Here is a 14,500-nt window from a genome sequence, read left to right as displayed (position 1 = left end):
ATTTAGTCTTCCTTATCCGATTCGACTTCAAACCATTCTTTATATTTACGATCCAGTGTTTTACGCGAAACACCTAAATCTCTTGCTGCTGCAGACTTATTACCACTATGAGCATCAACAACGCTCATGACATGTTGCTTTTCAACTTCCTTTAGCGGCCAACTGAGTGGGTAGCCTGCTTGCGTTACCACTTCTGCTTGTTCATTTTTCTTCCAGTATTCTGCCGGTGGCTTACCCAATAAAATGCAGCGTTCAATCATATTACGCAGTTCACGGATATTACCTGGCCACTCATGTTGCTGCAGTACTTGCAAATCTTCATGACTCCATACGACTTCTTTAACTCCAAGCTCACGAGCAAGCTGCCAGGTAAAGTGATGGGTTAACTCAATCACATCTTCAGGGCGAGTACGCAGCGGTGGAATTAAAATATTTAAGACATTCAAACGATAGTACAAGTCACTCCGGAAATTCCCTTCGGCAACTTCCTCAGATAAAGTACGGTTGGTTGCAGCTAATACCCTGACATCAATAGCGACTTCTTTCTCGCTACCTACTGGTCTAATCGCTTTTTGCTCAAGTACTCGCAATAACGCAGTTTGCATTTTCATTGGCATCTCGCCAATTTCATCTAAAAAGATGGTGCCACCAGTCGCGAAATGAAATAACCCTTCTCGATTGCCTTTTGCACCTGTAAATGCCCCTGCAGTATGCCCAAACAGTTCACTGCCTAATAGCTCTGGCGCAATAGCGCCGCAGTTAACTGGCACAAAAGGACCTGTACGACCACTCAGTTGATGTAATTGTCTTGCAACTAATTCTTTACCTGTACCTGATTCGCCTTCAATCAAAACGACTGCATTGGTTGGCGCTACGCGCTCAATAACCTGTTTAACTTCAACCATTGCATCACTGTTACCAATCATGGTGGTTGAATGGCCACTGGATAGCTCTCGGCGCAACATAAAGTTTTCACGCTTAAGTAAGCGTCTTTCAATACAGCGGTCCACCGATGTCATCATTTGCTCTAAATGAAATGGTTTCATGATGAAATCAGATGCGCCAGCTCGTAAGGCTTTAATCGCCACATCCATATCGGCATAGCCAGTCATAAAAATGATATCTGAGCGGCGTTCTTTTTCATTTAAGGCTTCATGCCATTCTATGCCCGAACGATCAGGTAAACGAATATCGACAATCAATAAGTCAAAATGACCGCGGCTACGAAGCTTTTCAGCTTCTTCAATCGTTGAAGCCGTTTCGACTAACGCAAATTTCTTTGATAATGCCTTTCTAAGGAAGCTACGCATCCCTGGTTCATCATCAACAATCAAAACCGAAACTGCTGTCGGTAGTGGTTTTGAATTTGATTCATTATTGTTCATATGGCTTCTACTTTGGACATTTTGACTAGATTTAACATTATCGTACCATTAAAAATCTAGCTGTGGGTCAGTTTGCCCTACAGAATTAGACCCGTGGGACAATTTGTCTGTTAAACCTCAATTGAATGCGAGAGTTAGATCACACTTTTTAATTTTGTCGTGATCAACATTTTTCTGACTCACTCTGGCATAGTAATTGCCTTTGCATTTAACTGTTTTGGGCAACAACGCCCTCGTTTTCGAAATACATTAATTGGCACGGCTTGGTGTCAATGCAATTCAGTATTTTCAAGGAGCTAGAATGTTTAATTTTAAGTCAAGTTTAACCGCTTTAATCGGTATGGCATTACTGAGTAGCACAATGGTAAGTGATACCGTTGAAGCAAACGAAGTCATCAAATTAGCCACGACCACCAGCACGGATAACTCAGGACTTTTACGCGCTATTTTGCCGACTTTTGAAGCGGAATCTGGTTACAAAGTTCAAGTGATTGCAACGGGTACAGGTAAGGCATTAAAACTTGCACGTCAAGGAGACGTAGACGTAGTCATGACTCACGCTCCAGCAGCTGAGGCAAAATTTGTTAATGAAGGTTACGGTACGACGCCTCGTGGCATCATGGAAAATGACTTTGTGGTTTTAGGCCCGAAGAACGATCCAGCGAAAATGGCAGGCAGTACAGACGTTGTTGAAGCCTTCAAAAAAGTCGCTAAAACTGAGAATACTTTCATTTCTCGTGGTGATAATTCTGGCACCAACATGAAAGAGCTCGCAATTTGGAATGAAGCTTCTGTAACACCTGACTTTTCAGGCTATACTTCTATTGGTCAAGGTATGGGTAAGACTCTACTGATGGCAAATGAAAAACAAGCATACACCCTTACCGATCGTGGTACGTTTGTTGCTTATAAATCTAAATTAGATTTAACGATTACTTTCGAAGGTGGCGACGCATTAGCCAATCCTTATCAGATCATGTTAATTAATGCAGACAAATATCCTGATTTAAATCATCAAGGAGCGAAAGCATTGAGCGATTGGTTTATTAGCCCTAAAGCTCAGCAGATGATTAATGACTTTAAAGTTCAGGGAGAACAATTGTTTAAGGCAACATATAAGTAATGAATGAAGGCTGGTTAGCCCTAATGCAGCAAGCTTTTAGCTTGCTGCTTTCTTTAGATCCAGACGTATGGTCTATCATAAGTGTTTCTTTTTCGGTTTCTTTTGCGGCATTAATCATCACATTAATACCGTCGATTGTGCTTGGTTTTTTCCTAGCCTCTTATCGATTCCCAGGACGCTGGTTTGTCACTAATATCGTCCAAACACTTCAATCTATTCCTACTGTTGTTATCGGTTTGCTGGCTTACCTGCTGCTTACCCGAAATGGACCTTTAGGGGATTTACGCTGGCTGTTCACGCAAGAAGGTATGATCCTCGGGCAAATGATGATTTGCGCGCCAGTCTTAATCGCTTTATCCCAAGCCGCGTTTAGCAGTATTGATAAACGTGCTTATGAAACATCTCGTACGTTAGGCGCTTCATGGCAACGCGCTATTTGGACTGTTTGTCGTGAATTACGCGTGCCATTATTATTGGCAGTGATTGCAGCCTTTAGCCGTATTCTTACCGAAGTGGGTTGTTCGATGATGGTCGGCGGTAACATTCTGCATCACACTCGAAATATTCCTACGGCCATTGCCCTTGAAACCAGTAAAGGTGATTTTGCTCAAGCGATTGCTTTAGGCCTTGTGCTGTTAATTTTAGCCATTGTGATTAACTTCGCTATCGGCTCTTTGCGTGGTAAAGCCATGCCTAGGAGTCAATAATGACTGCTAAGCTCACTGCACAAAATGTCAGTATCAACTTTAAAGAGCGTAAGTTGTTTGAGTTCGATAATTTATCATTCTGCGAAGGGGATGTTATCTATCTTCAAGGTGATAACGGCTCAGGTAAGTCAACGTTAATGAAACTGATTGCAGGTATTATTAAGCCCAATTCAGGTGACGTTATCGCTACCGGTTTTGCGCCTAAAAAGTGGTGGCAATCTAATTCATTACTTGGCAAAGCTGTTTATTTACATCAACATGCATACCTGTTTGACGGCTCGGTTGAATACAACTTGCGTTACGCCTTACCAAAAACTCGTTTTAGCCCTCAAGAGTTACAAGCAAGAGTCGCTCAAGCGATTGAAAGTGCGCAACTTGGCTCATTACTAAAAAGTGATGCCACGGACTTATCTGGTGGTGAGAGACAGCGCCTCGCCATCGCAAGAGCATGGATAACTCAACCTAAATTACTCATGCTTGATGAACCGATTTCTAACATGGATAAGCAGTCACAAAAACTAGTTTTAGCCATGATTAATATTTTAAAACAAGAAGGTACTGGGCTGCTGATCAGTAGCCATCAAACCTGTGGTTTAACAGCTTTATGCCAAAAGCATTGGCATATCTCAGAGCAAAAAGTTGTTGAAAGTAGCCATATACCTAGCTTTGAACAATCTCAGGAGTTTCACTATGTCAGTGCAAATTGATGCGGTGATTTTAGCTGGCGGTATGGCCCGAAGAATGGGCGGTATCGACAAAGGTTTGGTTGAACTTAGCGGCAAACCAATGATTAGCCACACCATTGAGCGTGTTAAACCACAAGTTGATCGTATTATGATTAACGCTAACCGCAATCAAGATCAATATGCCGCTCTGGGTTTTGATGTGCTCAGCGATAAAGAAACAGGCTATTTAGGTCCTTTAGCTGGTATGGTCACTGCAATGGACAACACTCAAGCAGAGTTATTGTTGGTTGTGCCTTGTGATAGTCCAATGTTACCAAAGGATTTATGTGAACGTATGTATGCATCGCTTGTAGAAGCCGATGCCGATATCGCGGTTGCCAGCGACGGTGAATATCAACAACCTGTGGTCATGTTGCTTAAGCCGCATTTGAAAACATCAATGCAGGCATTTCTAGATGCTGGCGACCGTAAAATTTTCCTTTGGTATGAACAACACAAATATGTGGTCACAAGCTTTGCTGACCAACCCAATGCATTTGTTAATGTGAATACACTTGAACAAAAACTTGTCATCGAAAATGGCAAATAATCTGTGGCAACACAGTGATAAGCCAACAATGAGGTCTTTATGAGTATACCGTTTACCAATCCGCTAAGTATTCCAGTTCTCGGATTTTGTGCCTATAGTGGCACCGGTAAAACCACCTTATTAAAACAGTTAATTCCAGAGCTTAACCGCCGTGGCGTTCGTTTAGCTGTGATTAAACATGCTCACCACAACTTCGATGTTGATATCCCAGGTAAAGACAGCTACGAAATGCGCAAAGCTGGCGCTAAGCAGATGCTAGTCGCTTCACATGTACGATGGGCACTCATGACAGAAGATGCCGTAGAAGGCGATCCTGAACTGCCGCATTTACTCGCGCAAATCGAAGCCGATAAAGTCGATATCGTCTTGGTTGAAGGGTTTAAAAAGCTTGAGTTGCCGAAGATTGAATTACACCGAGCTGCACATGGGAAACCACTTATCCACACTCACGATGACAACATTGTTGCCATTGCCTGTTGTGATGAAACTGAAACCCCTGCGGAGCTAACGCGTTTAGACTTAAATAATGTCGGTCAAATTGCAGACTTTGTTATTGAATACCAAACCAATTGGCAAGCTCCAGCGCTTGAGTTACCTATTCCGACGACAGCAACTGCAGTCACTGATGAGCAAAAGTTCTTATCTGTTGCTCAAGGTTTAGAGCAGTTGATGACAATGGTTAAACCGCTGGCAGACAGCGAACAAGTCACCATTGATGATGCCGCGAACCGTGTTTTAGCAACAGATGCTATTTCACCTGTGAATGTGCCACAGCAAACTAACTCAGCAATGGACGGCTATGCTTTTGCTTATAGCCAAGATAACAGTCCTAGCAATCCTGTTTCGCCACTTAAATTAATGGGCGAAGTCCTCGCTGGGCATGAATACCCTGGCACATTAGCTGCTGGCGAAGCAGTACGTATCATGACTGGCGCAACAGTGCCTAATGGTGCTGATACTGTTGAAGCACGTGAATTAGTGATTGAACAAGATGGTCATGTGCAATTACAAGGCAAAGTTGAAGCCGGTCAGCATGTTCGCTTAGCGGGCGAAGATATTGCTAAAGACGCATTAGCCTTAGCAAAAGGTCATCGTTTGCAAGCTGCCGAACAAGGTTTATTAGCGTCACTGGGTTTAGCTAAAGCTGATGTCGTGAAGCAACCTGTTATCGCAGTATTCTCAACTGGCGATGAAGTCAGCCAACCAGGTGAGCCACTCAAAGCTAACTGCATTTACGACTCAAACCGTTACACCATCAAATCTATGGCGCAAAAACTGGGCTGTAAAGTTATCGATTTAGGCATCATTGAAGATAGTGAAGATGCGTTAACGAGTGCTCTGCAACAGGCTAGCGTTGATGCTGATATTGTGATCAGCTCTGGCGGTGTTTCTGTTGGTAATGCTGATTACATCAAAACCGTATTAGCTAAAATTGGCGCGATTAACTTTTGGCGTATCAACATGCGTCCAGGGCGACCTCTTGCATTTGGGACGGTGAACGACAGCTTATTCTTTGGCTTACCTGGTAATCCAGTTGCGGTAATGGTGTCATTTTTACAGTTCGTGCAACCAGCTATTCGCAAATTAGCGGGCGAAACCGACTATACACCACAGTATTTGCCTGCAATTACCGATAGTATGTTGCGCAGTAGAACAGGACGAACAGAATTTGTTCGTGGCCAGTATCATTTAAGCAATGATGGACGATTACATGTAGCCACTACTGGGGCACAAGGTTCAGGGATGTTGAACTCGATGGTAAAAGCAAATTGTCTGATTGTTATCGGTGAAGCCGAAGACTCAGTCATGCCAGGCCAACAAGTCTACATTCAGCCGTTCGCTGAACTGTTATAACTAACCATAAGATGTGCTAATTCATGAGTTTAATCGTCGACAAGTTTAATCGAAAAGTAGAATACTTACGTTTATCGGTCACTGACCGTTGCGATTTTCGCTGTGTATATTGCATGAGTGAAGATCCAAGCTTTTTACCCAAAGACCACGTACTAAGTCTTGAAGAACTCGCATGGATTGCACAAGCTTTTACTGAGTTAGGCGTGAAGAAAATTCGCCTAACAGGTGGTGAGCCATTAGTCAGAACTGACTGTGACAAGTTAATTGATTTGCTAGGTAAATTACCTGGCTTAGATGACTTATCGATGACCACCAATGGCTCTCGATTAAGTAAGCTTGCTCAGCCTATGCATGATGCAGGTTTGAAACGTCTGAACATCAGTTTAGACACTTTAAATCCTGAGTTATTCACTGAAATGACCCGCAACGGTAAAGTTGATCGCGTTATTGCTGGTATTGATGCCGCAAAAGCGGCTGGATTTAAACACATCAAAATCAACGCTGTTATTTTACGCGGTAAGAACGATCATGAAGTGATCGATTTAATTGATTTTTGTCGTGAACGAGAACTCGATATTGCCTTCATTGAGGAAATGCCATTAGGTGTTATTGATGAGCGTAAACGCAGTCGTCACTGCTCAAGTGAAGAAGTTAGAGGCATTATTGAAGATACTTATCCACTGATACCTTCAAGTAAACGCACTGGTGGCCCAGCTCGCTACTTTAAGATGGCAGACAGTGATATTCACATTGGCTTTATTTCTCCACACAGCAATAACTTCTGTCACGAATGTAATCGTGTCCGTGTCACCGTAGAAGGTCGTTTGCTGTTATGTTTAGGTAATGAAAACTCTGTCGACCTTAAGGCTATCGTACGTGAATTCCCTGGTGATATTGGCAAGCTGAAAGAGGCTATCATGGACGGTATTCAGCATAAGCCTAAAGAGCATTATTTTGGCACAGATGATGATGTGCAAATCCTACGTTTTATGAATTCCACAGGCGGCTAACCGTTCTAGTCATTCATATAAAAGGTGATGTTATCGATACATCACCTTTTTTATTGCTTTAATTTCCCGCGCAACTTGTCTTTTAAACCTCTCCTATGGGATAACTTTTTGCTATCGTGTTTTTGATATACACTGTGGCTAACAATCACTTACGCATTCACTTATGGCTTTATCTCGAAAGAAGTGGAATAACATTCTCATCATTGCCTGTGTATTTATGGTCGCAGTGTTAACCTTTATCGACTCCAAAACCAATAAAATGCCCGATGATGCTCATGTGCTTTTTGATGACAGTAATCAATTGACCCAATTACAGTTAAATGGTGTTTGGCTCAATAAATCGAATGGTATTTGGCGTTGTGCAGACAGTGTGTTGAATTGCCAATCGCTAGCGACAGCCTGGGAAGCATTAATGGTTTCTCCTGTTCAAATGACGGCAGGTGAGATCCAATCATTGCCAGCCTACGTAACACTATCCATCGCAATAAATCACCAACAGCAAGCTCAGCATTGGCAATATTACCCTCAAGCAGGTTATTTACAGTCAAGATCACAAAATTGGTACCAAATACCACCGAGCCTACGTAGCGAGCTAGAACCAGTGATTTCAAGCCAATAACTGATTTTCTATTCACGAGAAGCTCAACATCGTGAATCTCATAATACGTAGCTAACAGACACATAAACGGACTCATATGCCTGAATTACCAGAAGTTGAAGTAACCAAGCAGGGGATCTCACCGCACCTTGTCAATCAAACCGTGAGCGACCTCATTGTCAGAAATGCTTCCTTACGTTGGCCAGTGCCAGAGATATGTAAAAACATTATTGGCCAAACCATCAAACAAGTCCGCCGCCGCGCCAAATACTTGCTTATTGATACGGATGCCGGCGTCACCATCGTCCACTTAGGCATGTCTGGCAGCTTGCGGATATTACCCGCACACACTCCTGTAGAGAAACATGATCATATTGATCTGGTATTAGAAAACGGACGAGTGCTGCGATATAACGACCCGAGGAGGTTCGGAGCTTGGTTATGGTATGAGCTACCAGAAGAGGCCCACCCATTACTGGCTAAACTTGGCCCAGAGCCCTTAAGTGACGCTTTTAACCCTCTGCAATTACAAGCAGCATTAGCGAATAAGAAAAAAGCCATCAAGCTTTGCTTAATGGATAATCACATTGTCGTCGGTGCAGGAAACATATATGCAAACGAAGCATTATTTGCTGCAGGCATTCACCCTCAAGCCGCTGCGGGGAGCATTGATATTGAAAGGCTAACGATACTAGTCACTGAGGTGAAACAAATCCTCGCCCACGCTATCAAACAAGGTGGCACCACACTAAAAGACTTCACCAATGCTGATGGTAAGCCTGGATATTTTGCCCAAAAACTTCATGTTTATGGTCGAGGCGGGGAAAGTTGTACTGAATGTGGCAATTTACTCAGTGAAATAAAGCTGGGTCAACGCACCACAGTATTTTGTGGGCTTTGCCAAACTAACTAATAGTATTAATCACACAGAACCATTGAATCAATAAAAAAGCCTCAAGATACTTGAGGCTTTTTTATTGATGAAGCGGCTTTTATAAGCTTGGTTGCTAGAATTTATATTGATAACGAGTAAACAGCGTACCGTCCGTTTCTGTATCATCCACTTCAAATTCAGACTGAGAAATACTGCCACCAAATGTCATCATGCCACTTAATAAAGGCATCCGATATGATAGTTCCAACATCAATAAATCTTCTTTAGGTGGTTGCGGTGCCCACTCGGTATTTGGCGTTTCACCATCTTTATTTAGCTGCGCATAACGCAAAATAGAAGTAAACGCATGACTATTTGAGAACTGACCAACTAGCCCAAGTGCATAAACTTGTGCATCACTGTCATATGTACTGCCAAATGCGCGCCCATGGTAACGGGAGCCACTTCTATAAGTACTATGCTCATAGAAACAATTAAATTGCTCTGAATCTTCACCACAAAAAACCATGGTATCAGTGTATTCAAAAAACAATTTATACTGCTGAGAATCAAAGCTGAAACGAGTATCTACTCCGTACATCTTTCCGCAATCGACAATCTCCCATGGCTGGCCTTTAGAGTCCTCACAGGTTCGCTCTAAGAAAATGCCAACAGGTACGTCCCAAAAGGTTTCTGAATAACGTACATCGAAACCAGCCATTTGGTTGCCATAGTTAGAACAATCGCCATCTTCAAACCCACGACAATCTCGCTGACCCGTTATCGACTTCCAAGCACTGTCCAAGTCACACTCTTGGCCTTCACCACAAAATTGAGTTGTCCAAGACAAGCCTATTTCAAGCTGCCTAAATGGCTTTATTGAGCCACGTAGATTCCATAATAACGCATGAGGAGCATAACGTTCTTCTTCCATCATGCTGATCCCCCCCGTTAGAGTCCAAGCCCCTAACCAAGATAACCAAGGCGTCTCAAACGCTTCAGCGTTATTTCTCGAAACCATTAATGAAGGCATAGGCCGAGCATTGTTAGATTTATGCAAACCAGAATCAAAACCTGGGCCCCACCACTGTCCAATCGTACCAGCCGTGACAATCCAATTACCTAATACCATTGCCATATAGGAATCATCTAGACGAAATTCTTTTTCATCTTCGGGATCGTAATTAGCAGATGCTGAGACCTTATAAGCAAACCTCTCTCCCATGTATTCATGAGACGCTTTTAATTCCCCTTTTTCACGGTAATCCGATCCAAAGTGCTGAAAGCGAGCAGCATCAGTCGCCGCTGTTGCTGTGACACTGGTATTACCGCGATTTTCTACCGCATTTTGGTAATAAAAGTTAACTCTTGCGAACGCATCCACCAAAGCGGGGGTTAAAATCGAAGGCTCAGCTTTCTTTAAGTCATTACCAATACCTGACCACATTAATGGAAAGGTGTTAATTGGCACCGTAATCACACCTGCATCAGCAAGCGCTTGGATATCAGCTCGTAAATAAATATCCGAAGTATCAACCCATGGCGCAGCCATCACAGACGTGCTTAAGCAAAGGCCTAAGCTTAGTCCAGCCAAGCCAAGCCCAAGAATTGTTTTTTTTGGAAATATACATTTTTGAGATAACGACTGTGATAATTTCATGTTGCGCTTAATAGGTAATAGGAATAAGAAACGTACTGAAAATCCATTTCAGTATACGTTTTACTGTTTAGTGAGTGCTATTTTTTTCAACAAGGAAGTCGTCACGTCGTGATGAACAAACTGACTGACATCACCGCCATGTAAGGCAACTTCTTTCACTAGCGTTGAAGAAATAAATGAGTTTTCTTCTGCTGGTGTTAAAAATACACTTTCTAAGTCAGGACTTAATCGACGGTTCATATTGGCAAGTTGAAATTCATATTCAAAATCAGACACAGCTCTTAAACCACGAACCAAAACACTGGCTTGCTGCTCTTTAGCAAAATCAACTAATAAACCTGTAAAGCCAACGACTTCTACATTGTCTAAGTGCGCAGTCACTAAGTTAACTTGCTCTACACGCTCTTCAAGCGTAAACATCGGTTTTTTAGAAGGATTGGATGCAATACCGATAATCACGTGACGGAACAGTCTTGCTGCACGTTCAATAAGGTCGGCATGGCCATTGGTGACAGGATCAAATGTACCTGGATATATCGCGCGTCTATGCATTTAAGTCTTCGCTATGTCAGTAAATTCAGTCCATTGAGGAAAATATATCATCAGAACTAAACAAGGGTCATTGTTAAGTCATCTAAAGTCGACAAATAATACTACAAGGCTGTCAATGACAGCAAAATTAATCTCATTAAAAGAAACGCTGAACATCAATCAAATACTTTATGTTCATGGTTATCACGTCCAATAACAGGTAAAATCATTCATAACTTTGTTTTGACCCTATATAGCCACTCAATTGAATTCAATGCCGTTTAAAGTTCTACTGGTTTTCGGTACACGCCCTGAAGCCATCAAAATGAGCCCACTCGCAAAGAAACTTACTCAAAACCCTCTTTTTGATGTCCGTGTTTGCGTGACAGGTCAACACCGTGAAATGCTTGATCAAGTCCTAGCGCTATTCAATATTCGTCCAGACTATGATTTAAATTTAATGAAGTCACAGCAAACGCTAGAATGGCTAACTGCAGCCATTATTGAGGGCACCAGCAAAGTTATTGACGATTTTAGCCCTCAATTAGTGTTAGTTCATGGAGATACAACGACGTCTTTCGCTGCTGCATTGGCTGCTTTCTATAAAAAAGTCGATATAGGACACGTTGAAGCAGGGCTGAGAACTGGCGACCTGATGTCACCATGGCCAGAAGAAGCCAACAGAAGATTAACCGCAACATTAGCCACACACCACTTTGCTCCAACACAAACAGCGGCTAATAATTTACTGGCCGAGGGCTACTCTGAAGGTACCATTCATATCACAGGAAATACCGTTATTGATGCGCTATTGCAAACAGTTACAGCCAATAGAGCCAGTAGCAAAAAACCAACAAAGTTAACCCAATTGCTGACTCAAGTTGAACATCGAAAAGTGATTTTAATTACTGGGCATAGGCGAGAAAATTTTGGTCAAGGTTTTGAAAATATCTGCCTAGCACTTCAAAAAATAGCCCAAACCCACCCTGATGTAGCATTAATTTATCCAGTACATTTAAACCCGCAAGTTCAAGCGCCGGTAAATCAATTTTTAGATGGAATTAAATCAATACATTTAATTCCCCCTCAAGATTATCCATCATTTGTTGAGTTAATGGATCGTGCTGACATCATTTTAACTGACTCAGGTGGAGTTCAAGAAGAAGCACCTGCACTGAATAAACCCGTATTGGTTTTAAGAGATAAAACAGAGCGATGTGAAGCATTAACTGCAGGTACCATCAGCCTTGTAGGGACAAACACCGAGACGATTTTTAATGCAGTCACAACCTTATTAGAGCAACCTCAATCATTTAAAAACGTCTCTAATCCCTATGGCGATGGCCAAGCGAGTGAGCTTATCCAAGCACAAATTTTGCAGTATTACGGCTTACATTAAGCGACCGCCTTATGAAAAATATTTTTATTATTTATCGCTCAATGTTCACTCCCCAAGGAGAGGTACATACTATTGGTGGAATTGAAAATTACATCATAAGCTTAATTGAGACATTTCATGCCCAAGGCTGGAAAACTCACATAGTCCAGCCAGCCAAAGTTAATTTTATCAATGAACAATCGGGCTATACCATTAATGGGGTTAATACTGGCTTATATCGTGGCAATAGCAAAAAATTTGCACTAGCTAAGTGGGTTAAACAGCATGCGACTTCTGGTGACATTGTTATTTTTGCAACAGACTCATATGCTGTCAAAATTAAAAGCCTTACTACAATTGGTATTCAGCATGGTATTTCATGGGATAAGCCTAAACAGAATGATTCTTTAGTAGCGCAGTGGTTCTCATCTCTTCTTAACCAATATAAATACTTACAGTCAGCTCGAAAAAGCGATGCATTGGTCTGCGTCGATCATAACTTTGTGAATTGGTATCGAACATGGATAACTCCGAAAAACCAATATATAAAAGTGATTTACAACTTTTTTCAACAAAAACTATCTACAGAGCAACTAAATATAAAGTGGGCAAAGACTCCTCAGCCCATTAAAATAATAGTAGCAAGACGATTTGTCGATTATCGTGGCATTAAAATGATCGCACCTGTCATTGATAAACTACTCAATCAATTTTCCAACATCGAAGTGACATTTGCTGGCGAAGGTCCATTAAAGCCATTGTTGGAGCAGACTTTTTCAGCTGATAAAAGGGTCACGATTACTCAATATCAGGCAAATGAAAGCTACTCAGTCCACCAGCAACATCATATTGCACTTATTCCAACTCTTGGCTCTGAAGGAACGTCATTGTCGATGATTGAAGCAATGGCTGCGGGGTGCTTGGTGATTAGTAGTAATGTTGGCGGACTGTCAAACTTAATCATTGACGGGTTTAATGGTCATTTGGTGATGCCAAATGCTGATGAATTTGAAAACACGATTAGCCATGCAATTTGCAATATGAGTCATAGTCAAGCACTGGCAAGTAGAGGCCATGAATCTATTGAACAGATATGCTCGCAGCAACAATGGTCTAATGCCTGGGTAGGCACGATAGAAACCCTATCAAACCAAAAAATGTCCAATGACTGTGATTAAACCTTCCAAATAAAAAAGCGACAATTATTTGCATTTGATCGGCGCTTTTTTTATTTGATAAGTTTTTTACTGTTTAAGTTTATTAATATCAGGTAATTTTTTCTGATTAAGCCTAACATTCAACTCGAAGCATGCCTTTTGCCATATTCGTTTTATATGGTGTTTTTTAACAGTATGACGGTTTCCTAAATTGCAAATTTCACTTTCAAAATCAGCTTCAAGTACAGGAAAAGGTCTGACGACAAAGCACGCTAGTGATTTTTCATACCAATACTGAATATCAATATCAATCGGTCTTGATATGGGGGTTGCAGAAGCTAATAACTTTTTTGCACCAGAAATCGATACAAACTGCCCACGAGTAGATGAAGGCAATTTTAAGCAAGTCGATAATGAGAATTGCTCAGTCAACTTCATCGTATCAATAACCGCTTTTTGCTTACGCCCATGGCATAGCTTAATATAATCCCAAGAGGGAGATAGCTCACTAATACTGTTAATCAATAAAAGTAACTCTTCATTCAATACCGAATCATCTTCTAAAATTAACGCAAAATCTAATTCTTGCTCAACCATCATATTCCAGCAATTAATATGGCTCAAATAACAACCAATCTCACCCACATTCAGTACTTTATCGTATTTCGCTAAATTATCTGATTCGTTAAACACAGCTTGAACTTCGGTTTCACTCAAATCTTTACCGTAAACAGCTGGTACTCTCTCATACTCAATATTGAGTTGCTCGAGTTGCTGATGCATAAAAGCCATTCTTTCAGTGCTTTTATCAAGGTTTATTACAAACACTTTAAACTGCATAATTTTTTACTACCGTCCTTGGGCTAATCTATTATTTTCAAAGCATCGATTAATAGAGAAGTTAATATTGCAGTTTTTTCTACGAAATAATTGCTTACTCATTGATTT

At 41.5% G+C, this 14,500-nt stretch carries 14 protein-coding genes; 10 read left to right on the top strand and 4 right to left on the bottom strand.

Annotated elements, in window-relative coordinates; all coding sequences use genetic code 11:
* Positions 1-2: 2 nt before the first annotated feature.
* On the bottom strand, positions 3-1,385 hold the full coding sequence (locus tag LMH66_RS13070; protein ID WP_102527012.1) for a sigma-54-dependent transcriptional regulator: 1,383 nt from the start codon (positions 1,383-1,385) through the stop codon (positions 3-5).
* 301 nt (positions 1,386-1,686) lie between these two features.
* Between LMH66_RS13070 and LMH66_RS13065 the strand changes: the two genes are divergently transcribed.
* From LMH66_RS13065 to mutM, 8 genes are all read left to right on the top strand, one after another.
* Positions 1,687-2,508 (top strand): substrate-binding domain-containing protein, encoded by an 822-nt coding sequence (locus LMH66_RS13065; protein WP_102527013.1) that lies wholly within the window; start codon positions 1,687-1,689, stop codon positions 2,506-2,508.
* Positions 2,508-3,215 carry an ABC transporter permease gene (locus LMH66_RS13060; protein WP_229370547.1) on the top strand — a complete coding sequence of 236 codons (708 nt, stop codon included), beginning with the start codon at positions 2,508-2,510 and terminating at the stop codon, positions 3,213-3,215. The genes LMH66_RS13065 and LMH66_RS13060 overlap by 1 nt, the downstream gene beginning before the upstream one ends.
* Positions 3,212-3,922, top strand: coding sequence for an ABC transporter ATP-binding protein (locus tag LMH66_RS13055; RefSeq protein ID WP_229370601.1), 711 nt, complete (start codon positions 3,212-3,214; stop codon positions 3,920-3,922). The genes LMH66_RS13060 and LMH66_RS13055 overlap by 4 nt, the downstream gene beginning before the upstream one ends.
* Entirely contained in the window at positions 3,906-4,490 is a 585-nt protein-coding gene (gene mobA, locus LMH66_RS13050; RefSeq protein WP_229370546.1) for a molybdenum cofactor guanylyltransferase MobA, read from the top strand. Before LMH66_RS13055 ends, mobA begins: the two co-directional genes overlap by 17 nt.
* 39 nt (positions 4,491-4,529) lie before the next feature.
* Entirely contained in the window at positions 4,530-6,344 is a 1,815-nt protein-coding gene (locus LMH66_RS13045) for a bifunctional molybdopterin-guanine dinucleotide biosynthesis adaptor protein MobB/molybdopterin molybdotransferase MoeA (protein ID WP_229370545.1), read from the top strand.
* A gap of 23 nt (positions 6,345-6,367) precedes the next feature.
* Entirely contained in the window at positions 6,368-7,354 is a 987-nt protein-coding gene (gene moaA / locus LMH66_RS13040) for a GTP 3',8-cyclase MoaA (protein ID WP_102527018.1), read from the top strand.
* Between the two features lie 163 nt (positions 7,355-7,517).
* On the top strand, positions 7,518-7,973 hold the full coding sequence (locus tag LMH66_RS13035) for a hypothetical protein (RefSeq protein ID WP_229370544.1): 456 nt from the start codon (positions 7,518-7,520) through the stop codon (positions 7,971-7,973).
* 76 nt (positions 7,974-8,049) lie between these two features.
* On the top strand, positions 8,050-8,865 hold the full coding sequence (gene mutM / locus LMH66_RS13030) for a bifunctional DNA-formamidopyrimidine glycosylase/DNA-(apurinic or apyrimidinic site) lyase (RefSeq protein WP_229370543.1): 816 nt from the start codon (positions 8,050-8,052) through the stop codon (positions 8,863-8,865).
* A gap of 94 nt (positions 8,866-8,959) precedes the next feature.
* Here the strand turns inward: mutM and LMH66_RS13025 are convergent, their stop codons facing one another.
* Both LMH66_RS13025 and coaD read right to left on the bottom strand, forming a co-directional pair.
* The gene (locus LMH66_RS13025; protein WP_229370600.1) at positions 8,960-10,378 is read right to left on the bottom strand and encodes a capsule assembly Wzi family protein; all 1,419 of its coding nucleotides are present in this window, start codon (positions 10,376-10,378) and stop codon (positions 8,960-8,962) included.
* A gap of 168 nt (positions 10,379-10,546) precedes the next feature.
* A complete protein-coding gene (gene coaD / locus LMH66_RS13020; RefSeq protein WP_229370542.1) occupies positions 10,547-11,038 on the bottom strand; it encodes a pantetheine-phosphate adenylyltransferase in 492 nt (163 codons plus the stop codon).
* A gap of 253 nt (positions 11,039-11,291) precedes the next feature.
* Here coaD and wecB point away from each other — a divergent pair, with 253 nt between their 5' ends.
* On the top strand, positions 11,292-12,416 hold the full coding sequence (gene wecB / locus LMH66_RS13015) for a non-hydrolyzing UDP-N-acetylglucosamine 2-epimerase (RefSeq protein WP_229370541.1): 1,125 nt from the start codon (positions 11,292-11,294) through the stop codon (positions 12,414-12,416).
* Between the two features lie 11 nt (positions 12,417-12,427).
* Complete coding sequence (locus LMH66_RS13010) at positions 12,428-13,573, top strand: glycosyltransferase family 4 protein (protein WP_229370540.1); 1,146 nt, start codon at positions 12,428-12,430, stop codon at positions 13,571-13,573.
* A 66-nt stretch (positions 13,574-13,639) separates the two neighbouring features.
* Here LMH66_RS13010 and LMH66_RS13005 read toward each other — a convergent pair whose 3' ends face one another.
* Positions 13,640-14,392 (bottom strand): glycosyltransferase family 25 protein, encoded by a 753-nt coding sequence (locus tag LMH66_RS13005; RefSeq protein WP_229370539.1) that lies wholly within the window; start codon positions 14,390-14,392, stop codon positions 13,640-13,642.
* Positions 14,393-14,500 lie beyond the last annotated feature (108 nt).

Origin of the sequence: Shewanella sp. 10N.7 (assembly GCF_020806285.1) — a bacterium.
Classification (GTDB): domain Bacteria; phylum Pseudomonadota; class Gammaproteobacteria; order Enterobacterales; family Shewanellaceae; genus Shewanella; species Shewanella electrodiphila.
This window is presented reverse-complemented; position numbering and strand designations above follow the sequence as displayed.